This window comes from Nocardia sp. NPDC052001 (assembly GCF_040680615.1).
Classification (GTDB): domain Bacteria; phylum Actinomycetota; class Actinomycetes; order Mycobacteriales; family Mycobacteriaceae; genus Nocardia.
In genome coordinates this window covers 538,132-557,410 of the sequence record NZ_JBFAXC010000002.1, presented here as the reverse complement: position 1 = coordinate 557,410, position 19,279 = coordinate 538,132, and the positions used below count along the sequence as shown (strand labels likewise).

Annotated in this window: 15 protein-coding genes; 1 reads left to right on the top strand and 14 read right to left on the bottom strand. The window is 68.3% G+C overall.

Annotation, left to right across the window (positions count from 1 at the left end):
- The first annotated feature begins 119 nt into the window (after positions 1-119).
- Positions 120-644, top strand: a complete 525-nt coding sequence (locus tag AB0L82_RS10865; RefSeq protein ID WP_364633771.1) for a hypothetical protein — start codon at positions 120-122, stop codon at positions 642-644.
- A 38-nt stretch (positions 645-682) separates the two neighbouring features.
- Here AB0L82_RS10865 and AB0L82_RS10860 read toward each other — a convergent pair whose 3' ends face one another.
- From AB0L82_RS10860 to AB0L82_RS10795, 14 genes are all read right to left on the bottom strand, one after another.
- Entirely contained in the window at positions 683-2,299 is a 1,617-nt protein-coding gene (locus tag AB0L82_RS10860) for a helix-turn-helix domain-containing protein (protein ID WP_364633769.1), read from the bottom strand.
- 89 nt (positions 2,300-2,388) lie between these two features.
- A complete protein-coding gene (locus tag AB0L82_RS10855) occupies positions 2,389-6,198 on the bottom strand; it encodes an ABC transporter ATP-binding protein (RefSeq protein WP_364633767.1) in 3,810 nt (1,269 codons plus the stop codon).
- Positions 6,195-7,541, bottom strand: a complete 1,347-nt coding sequence (locus AB0L82_RS10850; protein ID WP_364633765.1) for an LLM class flavin-dependent oxidoreductase — start codon at positions 7,539-7,541, stop codon at positions 6,195-6,197. Before AB0L82_RS10850 ends, AB0L82_RS10855 begins: the two co-directional genes overlap by 4 nt.
- 12 nt (positions 7,542-7,553) lie before the next feature.
- Complete coding sequence (locus AB0L82_RS10845; RefSeq protein ID WP_364633763.1) at positions 7,554-8,276, bottom strand: ABC transporter ATP-binding protein; 723 nt, start codon at positions 8,274-8,276, stop codon at positions 7,554-7,556.
- The gene (locus AB0L82_RS10840) at positions 8,252-9,100 is read right to left on the bottom strand and encodes an ABC transporter permease (RefSeq protein WP_364633761.1); all 849 of its coding nucleotides are present in this window, start codon (positions 9,098-9,100) and stop codon (positions 8,252-8,254) included. Before AB0L82_RS10840 ends, AB0L82_RS10845 begins: the two co-directional genes overlap by 25 nt.
- A complete protein-coding gene (locus AB0L82_RS10835) occupies positions 9,097-10,134 on the bottom strand; it encodes an ABC transporter substrate-binding protein (RefSeq protein ID WP_364633759.1) in 1,038 nt (345 codons plus the stop codon). Before AB0L82_RS10835 ends, AB0L82_RS10840 begins: the two co-directional genes overlap by 4 nt.
- A 165-nt stretch (positions 10,135-10,299) precedes the next feature.
- A complete protein-coding gene (locus AB0L82_RS10830; protein WP_364633757.1) occupies positions 10,300-11,478 on the bottom strand; it encodes an ROK family transcriptional regulator in 1,179 nt (392 codons plus the stop codon).
- Between the two features lie 93 nt (positions 11,479-11,571).
- Positions 11,572-12,399 (bottom strand): NADPH-dependent oxidoreductase, encoded by an 828-nt coding sequence (locus AB0L82_RS10825; RefSeq protein WP_364633755.1) that lies wholly within the window; start codon positions 12,397-12,399, stop codon positions 11,572-11,574.
- An 80-nt stretch (positions 12,400-12,479) separates the two neighbouring features.
- Positions 12,480-13,541 (bottom strand): LLM class flavin-dependent oxidoreductase, encoded by a 1,062-nt coding sequence (locus AB0L82_RS10820; protein WP_364633753.1) that lies wholly within the window; start codon positions 13,539-13,541, stop codon positions 12,480-12,482.
- Between the two features lie 67 nt (positions 13,542-13,608).
- Positions 13,609-15,279 (bottom strand): copper resistance protein CopC, encoded by a 1,671-nt coding sequence (locus AB0L82_RS10815; protein ID WP_364633751.1) that lies wholly within the window; start codon positions 15,277-15,279, stop codon positions 13,609-13,611.
- Complete coding sequence (locus tag AB0L82_RS10810; protein WP_364633749.1) at positions 15,276-15,947, bottom strand: YcnI family protein; 672 nt, start codon at positions 15,945-15,947, stop codon at positions 15,276-15,278. The genes AB0L82_RS10815 and AB0L82_RS10810 overlap by 4 nt, the downstream gene beginning before the upstream one ends.
- Positions 15,944-17,425, bottom strand: a complete 1,482-nt coding sequence (locus AB0L82_RS10805; RefSeq protein ID WP_364633747.1) for a pyridoxal-phosphate dependent enzyme — start codon at positions 17,423-17,425, stop codon at positions 15,944-15,946. The genes AB0L82_RS10810 and AB0L82_RS10805 overlap by 4 nt, the downstream gene beginning before the upstream one ends.
- A complete protein-coding gene (locus tag AB0L82_RS10800) occupies positions 17,422-18,261 on the bottom strand; it encodes an ABC transporter ATP-binding protein (RefSeq protein ID WP_364633745.1) in 840 nt (279 codons plus the stop codon). The genes AB0L82_RS10805 and AB0L82_RS10800 overlap by 4 nt, the downstream gene beginning before the upstream one ends.
- The gene (locus AB0L82_RS10795) at positions 18,255-19,187 is read right to left on the bottom strand and encodes an ABC transporter permease subunit (protein WP_364633743.1); all 933 of its coding nucleotides are present in this window, start codon (positions 19,185-19,187) and stop codon (positions 18,255-18,257) included. Before AB0L82_RS10795 ends, AB0L82_RS10800 begins: the two co-directional genes overlap by 7 nt.
- Between the last annotated feature and the right edge of the window lie 92 nt (positions 19,188-19,279).

Below are 19,279 nucleotides of genomic sequence, written 5' to 3'. Positions count from 1 at the left end.
GGGTGTCCGCTGGGACAATCGGGCACCCGGGAGTTTGAACGGCTGGACAAGAACCGCTGGTACGTGGCGTACGACTATCGAATGGTCCACGTTCCAACTGTTCGTAAGGATCTGTTCCCATGAAGAAGAATCTCGTCACCATCGCCGGCACGGGAGTCATCGCCCTGGCCGCGCCCGCGCTCATTCTCGCGGCGGGCACGGGTACCGCGGGCGCGGCGACCGTGACTCCCCCGGCCCCGGCGGCGCAGCAGCAGCCCTCGAATCCGATCGCGAGCGGTGCGGCGGTCGGCGCGGGCATCGGCGCCGGTGTCGGTGCGGTCGGCGGCGGTATTGTTGGCGGGGTCGCCGGGCTGCCGGTGGGTCTGGCCGGAGCCGCGATCGGCGTGCCGATCGGTGCGGCCACGGGCGCTGCCATCGGCGGTGTGGCCGGACTGCCCGCGGTCCCGCTCGAAGGGGTCACCGTTCCGGGTGGCGCCATCACCGGCGGATTGGTCGGCGGCGCACTGGGTTTCGCGGCCGGTGAGGCGGTACCGGTGGCGGTCGGCGCGGGTGTCGGCGCGGCGATCGGTACCGGTGTGGGTGCGGGCATCGGTGCGGCGGTGGGCGCGACGAACCCGAACGCGGTACCGAATGTGGTGCACTGACCGCATCCGCGACGGCTACCCGGGATCGCGAACCGCGATCACCGGAGGCCGCGCCGCAGGCGTAACAGCCGAAGTTCCAACTGCGCCAGCAATATCGCGTCCGCGTCCTGCAGATCCAGTCCGCTGACCTCCTGCACCTTGCGGAGGCGATATCGCAGCGTATTGATGTGCACATGCAGCCGGGCCGCCGCCGCGTCCAGCACGCCGCCCGATTCGAAATACGCGGACAGCGATTCCAGCAGTTGCCCGTTCGTGCCCTGTTCATCGGCCAGCACGCGCAGCGGGCCCGAGAACGGCGGCAGGTCAAGCGAATCCGCGTAATCGGCGAGGCGGCCGAGCAGCATCGGCAGTGCCACATCCGCCAATCGCGCACTCGCGGAGCCGGGTTCGCGCAGCATGGCGGTCAGGATCGCATCGGCCTGCGCCCGCGCCACGGCGACCCGCGACACCGCCGCGATCGCGGGGGCGACGGCAATGCGATAGTCGGTGCCGTCAAGCGAGCGGCGCAGGAAATCATCTGCCAGCGAACGAGTTTCGGTGACGGCGGCATCGTCGTCGAGTCCCGGCCAGCCCAGCAGCGCATAGAGCACGCCGTCATTGCGCAGCACCACGCTGGATGGATGGACGGCGCCGAGATAGTGCTCGAAGAGGCTGTCGACTCTCCGCCGATCCGCGATCAGCGAACCGTCTCCCCTGCCCGGTGCAGCGCGCGGATCCTCCGCGCCGATCGCGAGCACCACCAGCGGTCCGGGCGTCAATCCGAGCCGATTCGCCGCGATCACCGCTCCCGGCCCACCCGCGAAGATGGTCTCGCCCAGTTCACGGCGCTGCTGCCGGATGGCCGAGGGCGGATTCATGGTCAGCTGTGCGAGCTGCAATGCCACGATGCGTGTCAGGTACCGCAATTGCCCGGCGGTCTCCGCCGATAGCGGCTCATGCACCACGATCCAGATATAACCGAGAATGACACCGCCGCTGCGCACCGCGATCGCGACCCGGGGCAGCGGCTGACCGTCGATCGAATGCGCGGGCACGAACACCGGATCCGGGGATTTGGCGATTTCGGCGAGCACGCCCTCCTCGGCGAGCAGCCGCACCCAGCCCGGGCGCACCGAACGCACCAGAATCGATTCCACGCGCAGCACGTCGGCCCCCTGCTGCCCGGTCGACCAGGCCAGCACCTCGGAGGATTCGGATTCGATGGTGACCGGTCCGCCGACCAGGGTGCTGATCGAATCCGCCAGTGCGAAAAGCTCATTCGCCGCCGAACCATCGGCGGCGGGCCGCGATCGGACGCGGTCGATGAGCCGCTGGCGCAGACATACCGCCACATCCAGCCATGCCATATCCTCGCGCAGCCACACCACCGCGATATCGGCGGCCAGATCCGCGGCGATCTTCGCGGACGTCCCCTTGACGACCACTCCCGCGACGCCATCGCGTTCGGCGGCGGTGAGCAGGGCGCGCACCCGATCCTCACCGTCCACCCCGACTGCCAGCACCAGCGCGCCTGATTCGAGTGCCACATCGACGGAATCGAATAGCTCGATACTCGTCACCGGCCGATCCGGCGCGCCATTCGCCTCGAGCAGTCGCGCGATTCCGTCGTCCAATCCCTCGACGATGTCCTGGACAGTAGCCACATCATTGCCCATAGCTTTGAAAATAGCCGCCAGCTATTACATTCTGCACTTAATCAGGCAGTGAAAAAGTAGACATCGACTAGCCGGAAGTTCGCTGTTATTCAGGCGTGCATCGGCTCCGATTCCACGGCGTCGCCGACGTAGGCCGACCACAGCCGCCGATAGGGGCCGTCCTGTTTGAGCAGATCGCTATGGCGGCCGGTTTGCAGCAGACGACCCTCGCCGACCACCACGATGAGGTCGGCGGTGGCCGCGGTCGCCAGGCGGTGCGCCACCACGATGGTGGTGCGGCCCGCCGTCAGCACCTCCACCGCGGTCCGGACCCGGGCATCGGTGGCCAGATCCAGCGATGCGGTGGCCTCATCGAGGATGAGAATGTCCGGATCGACCAGTTGGGCCCGGACCAGGGCCAGGAGTTGGCGCTGGCCCGCCGACAGGGCCGCACCGTGCGCGCCGATGGGCTGGCGGTAGCCGTGTTCGAGGGCGGCGATCATCTCGTGCGCGCCGACCGCCCGTGCGGCCCATTCGATTTCGGCCGGGGTGGCATCGGGTTTGCCGTACGCGATGGCGGCGTGCACGGTATCGCCGAACAGGAACGGTTCCTGCGGCACCACACCGAGGCGATGCCGATAGTCACGCAGCCGGTAGTCGCGGATATCGACGCCGTCGACCAGCACCGCGCCGTCGGTGGTGTCGTAGAGCCGCGCGAGCAGTTTCACCAGGGTGGATTTGCCCGCGCCGGTCTCGCCGACCACGGCGACCTGCTGACCGGGCGCGATCCGCAGATCGATACCGGACAGCACCCGGGTTCCGGCGGTGTCGTAGGCGAAACCCACACCGCGGAATTCGATATCGCCCGCGAGCCCTTCGACCGGGCGGGCATCGGGCGCGTCCGGGGTGGCGACCTCCTCGCGCATGAGCACACCGAGGCGCTCCACGCCGATCACCGCCTGCTGATAGCTGTCGAACACCTGCGACAGCTGCTGGATCGGCGCGAACAGCAGATCCACGTACAGCAGGAATGCGATCAAAGTGCCTGCGGTGAGCACACTTTCGCGGACCTGATGCACACCGACCGCAAGCACGGCCGCGGTGGCGATCAATGACATGATCTCGATGAACGGGAAGAACAGCGCCATCAGCGTCTGACTGCGCAGTCGCGCGTTGCGATATCCCCAGGAGCGCCGGTCGAATTCGCGCTGATTCACCGCTTCGCGGCGGTACGCCTGCGTCACCGCGATGGTGTCGACATTCTCCTGTAGATAGGCGTTGGCGGCGCTGACCTGCTCACGCGCCAGGTTGTAGGCGGGCACCGAGGCGCGGCGGAAGGCGATGGTCGCCACCACCAGCACCGGGAGCAGCGGCAGCACCACCGGGGCCAGCCCGGCGTCGATGACGACCAGCGCGACCACGACTCCGGCGATGGTGAGGGTGCTGGTGAGCGCCACCGCGAGACCGGTCTGCAGGAACGTGGACAGACCGTCGACGTCGGTGATCATGCGGGTCATGATGCGCCCGGCCAGTTCTCGTTCGTAGAACTGCAATCCCAGGCGCTGCAATTGCGCGAACACCTTGACCCGCAGGCCGTAGAGCAGCCGCTCCCCCGCGCGCCCGGTGACCCGGACCTGCGCGACCGTGATCGCCCAGTCCACCGCGACCACCACCAGCGCCAGGCTCGCGGCGATCAGCAGGACGCCGCGCGCGTTCTCGAGCACGCCGTGGTCGATGCCGAAGCGCACCAGGAAGGGGATCAGGATCTGTGCCAGGGCGTCCAGGGCGACCAGACCCAGACCGGCCAGCAGCGGCAGCGCGAACGGGCGCAGCAGCCCCGGCAGATTGAAGGAGGTGTCGGGGGTGTGCGAGAAGTGTTCGGGCACTTCGGGCTCCCCGGACAGCGGCGGCAGGCGGTCGATGAGGGCCTGGACATCGCCGCTGGGCGGTGCGCCCGACATCATGCCGCCGCCGACGCCGCCCATCGGCCCGGGCGCGCCCGCGGCGCGCTGGGAGAACGCCTTGGCGATCTGTTCGAGCACCCGGCTCTCGTCGCCGTCGGATTCGGCCTGCGCCCAGAGTCCTTCGGTGGGAACCGATTCCGCATCGGTCGCCAGATCGATGGCGATGCTCGCCGGATCGGGCGGGGTGAACAGGGCGTGGAACAGTTCACCCGAGCGCTGTAGTTCGTGCAGGGTGCCGAGTTCGGCGATGCGGCCGTCATCGAGTACCGCGACGCGATCGGCCAGCGCCAGTGTCGAAATGCGGTGCGCCACCACGATGGTGGTGCGCCGTCGCACCTCGGCGGCGATGCGGGCGAAGATCTGCTCCTCGACCTGGGCGTCGATGGCCGAGGTGGCGTCATCGAGCACCAGGATCGGCGCATCGGTGATCAGTGCGCGCGCGAGTGCGAGGCGCTGGCGCTGTCCGCCCGAAAGCCGCTGTCCGCGTTCACCGATGAGCGTATCGAGGCCCTCGGGCAGCGCGGTCACGAATTCGTCGGCGGCCGCCAATCGCAGTGCGTGCCACACCTGCTCGTCATCCGCCTCGGGGCGGCCGTAGGCGACATTGGCGCGCACCGTATCGGCCATCAGCGCGGTGTCCTCGAACACCATGGCGACCTGGTCGCGCAGTTCCGGCAGTTCCCGAATATCGATGCCGTCCAGCAGGATTCGACCGGCGTCCGGATCGAAGAGCCGGGGCAGCAGCTGCACCAGAATCGATTTGCCGGAGCCCGCCGCGCCCGCGATGGCCACCGTCTCACCCGCCTCGACGATCAGATCCAAGCCGTTCAATACCGGCGGCTGATCCTCGAATCCGAAACGCACATCCTCGAATTCGATGCGCGGCGCGTGGTCGGCCCGTACGGTATCGAGAGCCCTGGTTCCCGCCGCCCCCGTCTCGGCGGGAACCGGTGTCTCGATCACCTCGCGCACCCGATCCAGGGATGCCTTGCCCTGCTGGCTCACCGTGAGCAGCATGGAGAACATGCGAATCGGCGTCACGAATGATCCGAGATAGGTCATGAACGCCAAAAACGTGCCCAGCGTGATGGATTGGTGCAGGGCGAGCAGCCCGCCCACGATCAGCACGAGCGCCTGACCGGCGGCCGGAATCGCCTGCATCAACGGTGTGAAGCGGCTGGTGATCCGGGTGATCCGCAGTCGCGACCGGTACAGATCGCGCGCGGATTCGGCCAGCCCGTCCAGCTCGCGTGATTCCTGTCCGAAGCCCTTCACCACGCGCACCCCGGTCACCGCGGCCTCCACCCGCATGGCCACCTCCGCGGCGCGCGCCTGGGCGTCCCAGTTGGCCGGGAACAGTTCGCGCTGACTGCGTTTGGTGATGAACCACAGCGCCGGGATGACCAGCAGCGCGATCGCGGTCAGCGCCGGGGACATGGTCGCCATCAGCACCAGCGACACCCCGAGTAGTACCGCGTTCCCGGTGACCAGCGGAACCAGTTGCAGGAACATCTGAATCAGCGTCACATCGGTGATGGCGCGGCTCACCACCTGCCCGGTGTACAGCCCGGCCCGCTGCCGCCCGTTCAATCGCAGCAGCGCCGCGAACAGATCGCGGCGCAAATCATGCTGTACGTCCAGCGACAATCGCGAGGACCCCACCCGCCGGGTGTATCCGGCCCCGAACCGCACCACGCCGATCACGAGCAGCAGCGCCACCCACGGCACCACCGATGCCGCACTCGCGGTCAGCGTATCGACCACATGCCGCACGATCAGCGGCAGGATCGCGGTGAGCACCGCGGCGATCACCGACCCGACCGCCGCGGCGACCACCGTCCGCCGGTGCGCGCCGCACCGCCGCAGCAGATACCGAATCCATCCGGTGGCCTCGGAACCGGCCGCCGGGGCCGATTCCGAGGCCGCGGAACCGAAACAGTCTGAGCCCGAACTCATCCGGCGACCACGAGCGCGCCGACGGCGTCGAACTGGTTCACCGGGCGCTCGAGCCCGTAGTGCCCGCGCAGGGTGGTCTCGGTGTACTCGGTGCGGAACAGGCCGCGCCGCTGCAGGATCGGCACCACCTCGTCGACGAAGCGCTCCAGCCCCGAGGGCAGCACCGCGGGCATGATGTTGAAGCCGTCGGCCGCCCCGCGGGTGAACCACTCCTCGATGGTGTCCGCGACCTGTTCGGCGGTACCGGCGAAGGTGTGGTGCCCGCGCCCGCCGCCGAGCCGGGCGATGAGCTGGCGCAGCGTGAGTCGTTCGCGCCGAGCGAGATTCACGATCAGCGTGAACCGGCTCTTGGCCCCCTGGATCTCATCCTCGGTGGGCAGATCGTCGGGCAGTTCACTGTCCAGGTCCAGATCCTCGACCGGAATGCCCCAGGTGCGGGCGAGCTGACGCTTGGCGTATTCGGGCGAGATGAGCCGCTCCAGTTCGGCATCCAATTCCCGCGCGTGTTCCTCGGTATCGCCGATGACGGGCACGATGCCGGGCAGGATCTTGATGGTCTCGGGATCGCGGCCGATCGCGACCGCGCGGCGCTTGAGGTCGGTGTAGAACTCCAATCCGTCCTCGATGGTCTGCTGCGCGGTGAACACCGCTTCGGCGTAGCGGGCGGCGAATTCCTTACCGTCCTCGGAGGATCCGGCCTGGACCAGCACCGGATAGCCCTGCGGCGACCGCGGCAGGTTCAGCGGTCCGGCGACCTTGAAGTACTCACCGTCGTGATCGATCTTGCGGACCCGGTCCGGATCGGTGTGGATGCCCGATTCCTTATCGGCGAGCACCGCGTCATCGGCCCAGCTGTCCCACAGTTTCGTTGCCACATCGACGAATTCGGCGGCCTTGGCGTAGCGCAGCGCGTGATCGGGCACATCGTCGAGGCCGAAATTGCGGGCCGCGTCCGCGCCCGCGGTGGTGACGATATTCCAGCCGACCCGCCCGCCGGACACCCAGTCCACCGAGGCGAATCGGCGTGCCAGGTTGAACGGGGAGTTGTAGCTGGTGGACGCGGTGGCGATGAGCCCGATCCGCGAGGTCTGCACCGCGATCGCGGTGAGCAGCACGGTCGGCTCCAGCTTGCCCGCCGGGCGGCGGCCGGTATCGCCGAACAGCACCGGGCTGTCCGCGAAGAAGATGGAATCGAGTTTGCCGCGTTCGGCGATCTTCGCCAGATTCACGTAGTGGTCGATCTTGGTATTCGCGTTCGGATCGGATTCCGGCAGCCGCCACGAGGCCTCGTGGTGTCCGGTCGACATGAGAAACGCGTTGAGGTGCAACTGCTTCGGGGACATGCGGTTCCTTACTCAGACTCCGGCCGGGACGACGCCCAGCGCGGTCAACAGGGTGCGGCGGTAACGCTGGAATTCGGGCTCGCCCGGATCACGGTGCGCCGGCAGGTCGATGGGCAGATCGACGGTGAGGCGTCCGGCGTCCAGCACCAGTACGCGCTGTGCCAGGGTGATCGCCTCGTCCACGTCATGGGTGACCAGCAGCACGGTCGGGGTGTGCCGCGCGATCAGCTCGCGCAGCAGCTCGTGCATCTTGATGCGGGTGAGCGCGTCCAGCGCGCCGAACGGTTCATCGGCCAGCAGTAGATCGGGCTCGCCGACCAGGGCGCGGGCCAGTGCCACGCGCTGCTGTTCACCGCCGGACAGCTCGGACGGCCAGGCGCGGTCGCGGCCGGTCAGCCCGACCTCGGCCAGCAGGTCGCGGCCCTCCTGGCGGCGGCTGCGCGGTTGTCCGTACAGCACATTGCTCAGTACCCGCTGCCACGGCAGCAGTCGCGAATCCTGGAATACCACCGAGGTTTTCGCGGGCACCCGGAGCGTGCCGGACCCCTCGACATCGCGATCCAGTCCGGCCAGTGCGCGCAGCAGCGTACTCTTACCGGAGCCGCTGCGGCCGAGCAGGGCGACGAACTGACCGGGCGGGATGGTCAGCGAGATATCGTCCAGCACAGTGCGATTCCCGAAGGAGCGCACCAGATCCCGGGTGCGGACGCCTAGTTCGAGATCGTGCGACGCCATGACAGCACCCTGCCTTCGATCAGTCGGATACCGGCATCGGAGATCAATCCGAAGACCCCGTACAGCACCAGGCAGACCAGGATGACATCGGCCTGACCGTAGTTCTGAGCGCTACTCATCATCTTTCCCAATCCGTCTGTGGCATTGACGGATTCGACGACGACCAGAAACAGCCAGGCCGAGGTGACCCCGAGCCGCAGCCCGAGGAAGAAGCCCGGCAGCGAACCCGGGATCACCACGCTGCGAATGAACTGCAACCGCGAAACCCCTTGCACCTCCGAAAGTTCCACGAATCGCTTATCGATGGCGGTGAGCGCGGCATGGGTTTGCAGGTATACCGCGACCACCACCCCCAGAGTGATCACCACGATCTTGAACGTCTCACCGATGCCCAGCCACAGAATCATCAGCGGAATCAGGCCCAGGCTCGGAATGGCGCGCTTGACCTGTAGGGGACCGTCGATCAGCGATTCGCCGAGCCGGGACAGTCCCGCGATCAGCGCCAGCACGGTGCCGATCACAACGCCGACGCCGAGACCGATTCCGGCCCGGGTCAGCGAGGCGAGGGTGTTCTCGACCAGGGTGCCGTCGCGGATCAGATCCCAGCCGGTGCCCAGGACGGTCCACGGCGCGGACAGTTTGCGCTGATCCAGCAGGCCGTAGTAGCTGCCCGCCGACCAAGCGGCGAGCACCACGACCACGCCGAGCAGGCGGGCGAACGGTACCGGTTTACGAAGTCCCAGGCGGCGCAGGCGACGCCGTTCCACGAAGGTCTCGGCGGGCCGGGCGGTGGTGAGCGCCGGGCGCGGCAGTGCGAGTGTCATTGCGACTCCTTGGTCCGGTACTGGGCGGGCACCGCATCGGAGGCGAGCTGTTCGAAACGCCGATCGAAAAGTTGCGCGGCGTCGAACGTCGAACCGAAATAGCCGGAGCGGGTGACCAGGTCGACGGTTTCCTGCTCCCACTTGATGGCGTCATCCCATTTCGCGGGATAAAACGGCTTTTCCACGGTGGTCAGAATTCGTTTGGCGTCGTCCGCCGAAACCTTCTGATCCTTAACGTAATACGCGTCCAGCCACTGGTCCGGATGCTCCCAGGCCCAAATATCGGTGCGCGCCCAGACCTTCACGAATTCGGTGACCGCGGCGAGTTTGGCGGAATCCTGAAGTACCACGGTCGGTGCCCACAGCACGGTCAGCGCGTCCACGGCGGGGGTGTTCACCGCGCGAGCGCCCTGGCTGCCGTACTGGGCGAGGTATTTGGTGGTCGACGGCTCGGCCAGCGGTGCGACATCGATCTGCTTGCCCTGCAACGCGGTCAGGAATTGCGGGCTGTTCAATTCCACGAGCTTCACATCGCTGAGCGGGATACCGGCGGCCTGCAAGGTGCGCAGGATGACCACGCCCTGAGCCTGACCGGGCGAGAATCCGATGCGCTTACCGCGCAGATCGGCGAGGCTGGTGATATTCGAACCGGGCGCGGTCGCAAGCTGATACAGCGGCGTCGAGCGCACCTTGACCCCGACGATCTTCGCGTCGACGCCGGTGGCGTGCGCGTGGATCGGGGGAATTCCGGCATTGGTGGCGACATCGAGCGCACCGCCGCGGAAGGCTTGGATCACATCGGGTCCGGCCTGCACCACGGGCCAGTCGGAGACGGTGAACGACAGCGGATTCGGCTGACCCGACGCCTCCAGGGCGACCCGGGTGGTGTTCACCGAAATGGAAAGTTTGGTGCCGGGCGGCACCGTGGTCGGCAGCGCCGCCGAAAGATCGGTATCGCCGCCCTTGGTGGCGCAACCCGCGACCAATAGTGCGGCGGCCAGGACCAAACCTAGCCCGGGAATAGCAGAGCGCATTGATGACTCCTGATAGAACTGCGTCGGAACGAATTTGAGGAATCCGGGCAGCAATGACAGGAGCGGGTCTCGGACCGGAGCGCGGCGGCAGGATTTCGCATATGAGGACTCTGGCGGAAAGCGTTGCGATCGGGCAACATTCGTTCGACTTAAAATAAGTGCGAATCAAATCCCGACCGGCCGCACCGCCTGTTCGGCGGCGGCCACCACCGCGAGCGGATCGGTGAACAGCCGCTGCAGCACCGCGGCCCCGGCGGCGGTCTCCAGCACCCGGCCGAAGAACGACGATCCCGAGATCACCTCCTCGGGCCGCGCGCAGGCCGAGAACCGGCGCACACCATCCAGATACGCCGCGCGCACGCCCGGCACCCGAATGAGTCCGGGATCCACGATCACCACCGCGTCCGGATCGAGCAGGTCGATCACCACCGCCACCACCCGCGCCAGAATGCGTGCGCGATTCACGAACAGCGTCTGCGCCGCCGGGTCGCCGACCGCCACGGACACCAGATCGGGAACGCCGCGCACGGACAGACCCAGTTCGTGCGCGGCGGCCACCAGCGCGCGATCGGTGCACTGCGCCAATTCGGATTCGGCGGTATCACCCCCGGCCAGCCGGGTGATCGCGCCCGCGGCCGAGCGCGGGCCGTAATGCACCCGCCCGTGCACCGAGAACGCGACGTCGATGACATTGCCCGCGAACAGCACCACGGTGGCCGCGGTGCTGCCCGCATGCCCGAAGAGCTGTTCGGCGTGCACCAGCGCGCGGGTGTGACTGTCCATGGTCACCGGCAGTCCGGTGTGCCCCGAAAGGTATTGCCGCACCTCCACATTGCGCCACGGCAGGGTGCCGTGCTCGATGACCGTTCCGGCCGCGCTGTCCACCCAGCCGCCGATGGCGACGCCCAATCCGATGACGCGCTCGGTCAATTCGGCCCGCAACCGCCGCACCTCGGCGGCAGCGGCGGCCAGAATCACCTCCGGTTCCAGGGTCGCGTGCGGTATGCGATGCGAAAGCCGCACGGTCCCGGCGATATTCAACACCGCGACGGTGCAGTGATCGGCGGCGATATGCACCCCGATCACCACATTGCCCGCGATATCGAGCACCAGCGGCGAATGCGGACGGCCCATTCCGGCCGGTCCGGCCGTCTCCGGCAATTCGATGAGCAGCCCGGCCGCGGTCAGCGCCCGCACCTGCGAGGTCACGGTCGCGGGCGACAATCCGGCCAGCTTCGCGATCGCGCTGCGCGGCGCGGTGCCCTCCTCGAGCACCGCCCGCAGCACCGCTCCCGCACTCTTGTCCCCGCTCACCATCGGCACCTCCACAATCGAGCGATCCACGCCCGTCCTCGAAACCGGCCACCATCTCTCGGACACCGTCGCCGCCGCGTCCGGAAGCGCTCGTGACCCGGCACGACACCGGCGACCGGTTCGTCAGCGCAGCGGGAAGCCCTGTGCCGCAAGCTGATCGCGGAGGCGATCGCGACCCTTGAGTGCGGCGGCCGAGGCCAGCCGGGCCAGCACGCGCTCGGTCCAGGAATGTTCGAGGCGCTGTTCGGAGTAGAACTCGGCGATCCGGGTCTCGTACTCGGCGATATGCGCGCTCTGCGCGTCCGCGTCGTATGCCTCGGCGTGCAGTACGGCGTCCTGCGGCAGGCGCGGCTTCACCCGCGCGCCCTCGCTCGGATCGGGGGTGCCGACCACCAGTCCGACGACCGCGAAAACACCCGGCGGCAAAGCCAATTCGGCGGCCACCTGCTCCGGATGGTTTCGGATCGCGCCGATGTACACGGTGCCCAGGCCCAGCGATTCGGCGGCCACCAATGCGTTCTGCGCGGCCAGCGCCGCGTCCAGGAACGCCACGTAGCTGGACTCCAGGTAGTCCGCGCCCTCCAGCGGGGCGTCGCGCTCGGCGGCCAGTCCGCGCAACCGGGCCAGATCCGCGGTCCACACCAGCAGCACCGGGGCCTGCCGAATGTGTTCCTGATCCCCCGCCAGCGCGGCCAGCCGCGCCTTGCGCTCGGGATCGCGCACCGCGATCACACTCCACGCCTGCAGATTCGAGGAGGTCGGCGCGGATTGCGCGGCCGAGATCAGCAGCCGCAGCGTCTGGTCCGAGATCGGATCGGGCAGATACCGGCGTACCGAGCGATGCTCGTGCAGCACCCGCAGCACCGGATTCCACTGCGCGGGCTCGACCGGGGCGGGGTCTCGGTAGCGCTGGGCCACCACCTGTTCCGGGGACGGGGCGATCTGAGTCATGGCGAGTATCGTCGCCGCGATGACCGTCCGAGTCAGCTATTGACCGCAGCTCGATTCGAACCCACAGCCGGGCCGGGGGCTCACAGCTCCGCGAGCAGCGGGAGCAGCTGCGTGCCCTGCCGTTCGATCTCGGACAGGTACGGGGTGTCGGACAGCACGAAATGCGTGATGCCGAGATCGCGATAGCGCCGCAGGGATTTGGCGACGTCCTGCGCCGAACCGACCAGCCAGGTGGTGCCCGCGCCGCCCCCGCCGAAGCGGCCCGGCGTGGTGTAGAGGTTGTCGTCCAGCACCTCCCCGCGTGCGGCCAGATCGAGCAGGCGCTGCTGCCCGACCGCCGTCTGCCGCCAATTCTGCTGTTCGCCCTGCCTTTCGGCCATCTCCGCCACCTTCGCCTCGGCATCGGCCCAGGCCTGTTCGGTGGTATCGCGCACGAAAGTGGTGACGCGCAAACCGAATTCGAGCGGTGCGTGCTCACGGCCCAGTTCATCGCTCAGCGCGCGCAGTCGTTCGATGCGCTCGCGCACGCCTTCCAGGGGTTCACCCCAGAACAGCTGCACATCGGCTTCGGTCGCGGCGACCCGTTCGGCCGCATCGGACGCGCCGCCGAAGTAGAGCGTGGGATGCGGGCGTCCCTCGCGCGGCGTGATCCGGGGCACCACCGTGGAATTGGTGACCTGGTAGTGCTCACCGCGATAGGTGACGTTCTCTTGCGTCCAGAGCTTGCGCACCAATTGCAGGAATTCCCTGGTGCGCCCGTACCGCAGCGCCTGATCCTCCTCGCTCTCACCGTATGCGGGGAGATTGTCCTTACCGGAGACGATATTGATCCGGACCCGGCCGCCGGAGAGGTGATCGAGCGTCGCGGCGGCGGTGGCGAAATTCGCGGGCCGCCAATAACCGGGGCGGACGGCGATCAGCGGTTCGAACTTCTCGGTGCGCGCGGCCAGCGCGGTGGCGACGGTGAAGGTATCCGGACGCCCCCACCCGGTACCCAGCAGCGCACCCTTCCAGCCGTGCTCCTCCAGCGCCCGCGCCTGCGTGGTCAGCGCGTCCAGACTGTTGTGGCCGATGCCCGCGGTATCCCCGCGATGCCCCGGATCGATCTGATTGGGGATGTACCAAAGGAATTCGACACTCATGGCGGTGATTCAACCCGCGCGCGGACCCACCGCTTAGACATAAATTCCGCGCGATTCCAGATAGCGATCACCACACCCGATACCGCAGGGTCGCCGCGTATCCGTCGACCCGGCTCGCCACCACCGTGAGTCGCAACCGCCACTGTCCCGGCGCGGGCACCCGCACGGACTGCGATACGAAATAGTCCGGCCCGAGCCCGACCGGTTCCACCCGCCGGAACGGCACCTCGATCGGAACGGACGCATCGTCCCCGGTGCTCAACTGCCCGGTCACCTCGAGCACCGTCACCGGCGTCCCCGCCTGATCCCGCAGGCGCACGGTGAATTCCTGCCGCCCCACCTGCGTCCCGTCCACATCGACCACCGCGGTGAGCGGTCCGAGTCGAGCTTGCAATGTGGCCGCAGGATTGTAGGTGTCCCGAGCCGGGGCGACACCGGTGAGCAGCGCGCTGACGATCAGCACCGCTATCTGAATCCCGAATTCCGTGCGGACGAGCCGGCTCCCGCCGTCCCCGCCGGCCACCCGGCGCATGGCCACCGCCGTTCCCAGCGCGACCACCACGAGCCCGACCTTCGCGAGCAACAGCAGCCCCCACGACGTATGCCACAGCGCCGCAAGCGGATACACCGCCCGCCAACTCTGGACCACCCCACTCACGACCACCACCGCGACGGCGGCCGCGGCCACCGGTCCGAAAGCGCGGACCACCCGCAGACGAGCATCGGTGCGCCAAGCCAGCAGCACCAGCACGACACCCCCGACCCACACCGCCATGGCCAGCAGGTGCGCGATCGTGGAAACCAGTGCCAGCCAACGGAATTCACCCGACACCGCATGCCCGGACACCGCCGTCGCCGCGACCGCCACGATCGCACCCACACCGAACAGCCGCTCCCGCACCCGAGCACCGAGCACCATCCGGTGCGGTGATACCGCTCCGACGGTCCCGGTTTCCCCGTCCACCTCACGAATCGCGCCGCGCCCCGCCGACCGCGAACCGCCGATCAGAAGTGCCCAGGAGGCGGCGAACCGCACCACGGCCGCCGCACCGATCACGGTCGCGACGGACTGCGACCACACTCGCGGGTCGGACCAGCCGGTCGCACCCGCGAGCCGACCCGGTGTGGCCGCGAAGATAAGGAGCGCCGTAACCGCCATGGTGGCGGCCCCCACCCACGTCAACTGCCGCGCGACCAGTGTCCGGCCGCCCGGTGGCCAGACCAGCCGGGCCGCGACCGGAATCCCGACGCCCAGTGCGAGACCCGCGTATCCGAGTCCGGTGAGCAGCCGCACCACGGTATCCAGCGCGGCCCGCAACGGATCGGGCGGGGGCGTACTCACGCTGAGATCCGGCGGCACCCCGATCCCGAACACGATCGACCCCGACACCAGATGCCCATCGGCGGACAGCAGCGACCAGCCCAGCAGATACGTGCCATTCGAGAGCCCGGATCGCAAGGGCACCAGAAGGGTTCGGCCGCCGTCGGCAGTGGATAGTCCACCGCCGTCAGCGCGCCGCCCCTCGCTGTCGAGCACGGAGATCGCATCGGCCGCCGCGGTCACCGGTTCGTCGAAGCTGACCGAAAGCCGTTCGGGCGCATGCTCGAGCATCGCCCCGTAGGCCGGATCACTGCCCACCAGCACCGCGTGCGCGGCAGCCGTACCGGCCCCGCTCCACAGTGCGAGAAGGACCAGTCCGAGGAGCGGAACGATCCGAAACGCCTTGCCCGGATTCACTCCTCACGTACTCGCCGCAGTCGCGGTGCGAGGGTCAGTCCGACCGCTGCCACCGCGAGAATCAGCGCCAGTCCGGACAGCCAGCCCGCGACGCCGGAATTCTGTACCGGCGCAGCGGCTTCCGAATGGGTGTGGCCATCGCCGTTCACGGACGTGAGGCGCAGGACGGGGGCGGGCCTATCGGGTTTGGTGCCGTCGGCGGAACGCTCGATCCAGGAGACCGTGGTTCCGTCGCTGTAGGTCTGGATGGCCGGGAACGCCAGTTCGGCGACGTGCGGCAGCGGGCCGATCAGCAGCTTGAATTCGCCGAATTCGCCCGGGCCGATCTGCGCACCGTCCTTGGCGGTGAACACCACCGACGAGACGTAATCGGAGACCTTGTGACCATGCCCGTCATCGACCGGGGTTGTCAGGGTCGCGTGTTTGGCCTCGGCCTGCCAGCCCGGCGTCGGCTGAGTGCGCACGGTGGCGAGTGGATGATCCACCGGCAGCGTCACTTCCACCTTCACCGTCCCCGCCGTGGCGGATTCGGTGGGCACCCGGACGGTGACCACCGCCGACCCACCCGGTGCGGCGTCGGGGGCGGTCACGGTGACGTGCGCCGACGCCACGCCGGGAGCAGTGAGCGAGAGTGCCGCGACGGCCAGCGCGGTCAACGCGTATCTCACGACGCGGTCCCTGCCGCGGCTGCCGGGGTCACGACGTGATCGGCCGACCGGTCCGCATCGGCCGGATGGGTCGAATCTGCTTCTGCGGCTCGGGAAGTCAGCCGTGCGGCATCGACCACGCCGATGATTCGTCCCTCACGCGTGATGACCACCGGGCCGGTCCGCCCATCCAGCCGAGTCACCGCGTCCGCCAGCGGAGCCGTCGTGCCGACCACCGGCAGCGGATCGGACAGGTGCTCGCTCACCGGATCCGTATCGGGTGCCTCGGCCAGCCCGCTCAGTGTGATGCTGCCGAGCAGTTCGGTCGCCACCAGCGGTCCGGATGCGTTGCGCTGCAATACCACCGGCAGCGCCTCGGCCGTGCCGAGCAGTTCCCGCGCCGTCGCGACCGGTGCGCCCGACAGCACCACGGGCACGGCCGCACCATCCAGATTCCCGAGGATCGAGCCGACGGTCGGCCCGGTCACCGGGCCGGTCAGCTCGAAACCGAAGGTGCCCAGCCACTCGTCACTGAAGTATTTAGACAGGTAGGCCCGCCCGGAATCCGGTGCGAGCACCACCACGACATCATCGGGTCCGAGTACACGCGCGGTACGGAGCGCGGCGGCGATCGCCGTCCCGGAGGATCCGCCGAGCAGTAGCCCTTCCTCCCGCGCCAGCCGGTGCAGCACCCGAATCGCCTCGGCGTCGACGACCTGTTCGATACGGTCGACCACATCCACCTGGTACGCCTCCGGCCACAGATCCTCCTCTGTCTCGGGGTGCAGGAAGTGACCGACGGCCTCCACGAACCAGATTCGGCCGTCGCCGCCACCGTACACAGAGGTTTCCGGGTCCGCGCCGATCACCCGCACCGACCCGCCGGATACCTCCTTCAGGAAGCCGCCGGTACCGCTGATGGTGCCGCCGGTGCCGATGCCCGCGACGAAATGCGTTATGCGCCCGTCGGTTTGCGCCCAGATCTCGGGACCGGTGGTGGCGCGGTGCGCGGCGGGATTGGCGGGGTTGTCATATTGCCCGGCGAACCACGCGCCGGGGATCTCCTCCACCAATTTCAGTGCGACACTGCGCAAATGCTCCGGATGCCCGACCGGGCGCAGTCCGGGCGTGATGTGTACTTCGGCACCGTAGGCGCGCAGCAGCGCCTTCTTCTCGGCACTCACCTTGTCCGGCACCACCACGATGGTGCGGTAGCCGCGCGCCGCGGCGACGGCGGCCAGACCGAGCCCGGTATTGCCGGAACTGGCCTCCACCACGGTACCGCCCGGACCCAATTCCCCGGACGCCTCGGCGGCCAGCAGCATGGCGCGCGCCGCGCGATCCTTCACGCTGCCACCGGGATTGAGGTATTCGAGTTTGACGTACACGGTGGCCTGAATGTCATCGGTGACCCGGTTCAGCCGCACCAGCGGCGTATTGCCGATGGCATCGGCGAACGAGTCGTACGTGCCCGCGGTGGCGGCGGATACGGCGGTCATGCGGCGGCCCTGCCTGTCTCGCCGAGCGCGTCGAACAGCACCCGGCGTAGTCGGAGATATTCGGGATGGTCGTGATCACGCGGGCGCGGCAGGTCGATCGCCAAGTCCCGCACCACTTTTCCGGGCCGCGGGGTGAACACCACCACGCGGTCGGCCAAGCGCAGGGCCTCGTCGACATCGTGAGTGACCAGCAGCGCGGTGAAACTGTCGCGCTCCCACAGCCGGGCGATCTCGGTCTGCAGGGTGGCGCGGGTGAGCGCATCCAGTTTGCCGAGCGGCTCATCGAGCAGGAACAGCCGGGGCCGGTTCACCAGCGCCCGCGCCAGCGCGACCCGCTGGGCCATACCGCCGGACAGCTGCGCCGGATAGGAATCGCGAAAACCCTGCAGACCGACCAGTTCCAGTGCGCGATCGACCTGCTCCCGGTCGGTATCGAGCGTGCCGCGCGCCTGCGGCCCCAGCGTCACATTCTGCTCGACGGTGCGCCACGGAAACAGCGTCGGATCCTGGAACATCAAGGCGCGGTGCGGATCCGGCCCGTCGATGGTTTCGCCATCGGCGCGCACCGCACCCCGGGACGGTTTGTCGAGTCCGGCCAGCAGCCGCAACAGCGTCGATTTTCCGCAGCCGGAAGGCCCGAGCAGTGCCACGAACTGCCCCGGCTCGATCCGCAGCGACACATCGGTGAGCACCCGCAACCGCCCGAGCTCCTGCGCCCGGGTCGGCACCGGCGCGGGCCTGCCCAGCACCCGATCCAGCAGACCGCGCTGGCGCGCCCCCGCCACCGCGAATTGATGTGACACGCCGTCGATCTCGACGGCGATCCCGTTCACCATCGCACCAGATCCTTCTCCCAGGCGAGGACGCGATTGCGCACCCGCAGCAGCACCGTGATGGCGGTGGCGCACAGCGCGATCATGATCACGATCGCCGCGTACATGCGCGGATACGCCGCCCAGCCCTTGGTCCACTGGATGTACCAGCCCAGACCGTTCTTCACACCCAACAGTTCCGCCACCGCCAGCGCACCCAGCGAGGCGCACAGGCCCATGAACAGCCCGGTGAAAATGCTCGGCAGCGCGCCCGGTACGGCGACCCGCCAGATCAGGAAGCGATTGGACGCCCCGAGCGTCTGCGCCACATCGAAATAGCCGCGCGCGACACCGGATACGCCCACCCGGGTCAGGAACGACACCGGGAACCAGACACCCAGCGCCACCATGAACAGACTGCCCGCGTAGGTGCTCGGGAACAGAATGAACACCACCGGCAGAATCGTCGCGGGCGGCACCGGACCCAACGCCAGCAATACCGGATGCGCCCAGTACGCAACGGTTTTCGACCATCCCGCGGCGATCCCGGTAGCGAGGCCGCCGATCGCGCCGATCAGGAATCCGGCGATCAGCAGCAACAGCGAATGCCAGGTACAGGACAGCAGCAGCCCACCGTCCTCGGCGAACACCGACAGCATCTGCTGCGGTGAGGCGAAATGCGGTGGTTCCAGCCACCCGGTCTTGGCGGTGCTGTACTCCCACACCAGCGCCCAGAGTGCGAGGACGCCCAGCAGCGGCGTCCAATACCGCAGCCGCACCGTGACGGTACGGCTGCGGTAGGCGATCAACGCCCACAGCGTGAGGGCCGCGGTGATCACCCCGAACAGGATTCCGGCGGGGCGCGGTGCGGCGACCGTCAGCCGATCCGGCACCGCCAGCGTGATCGCCGCCGTCAGCGCCCACAGCGACCACGCCGCGATGAATCCCACTGTCGTTGGATACCGCTGCCGCACGGGAGCTTTCGCATCGCCGGACCCGTTGCCGGGCACAGACACAGCGGCACGGTCCGAGACCGCACCGG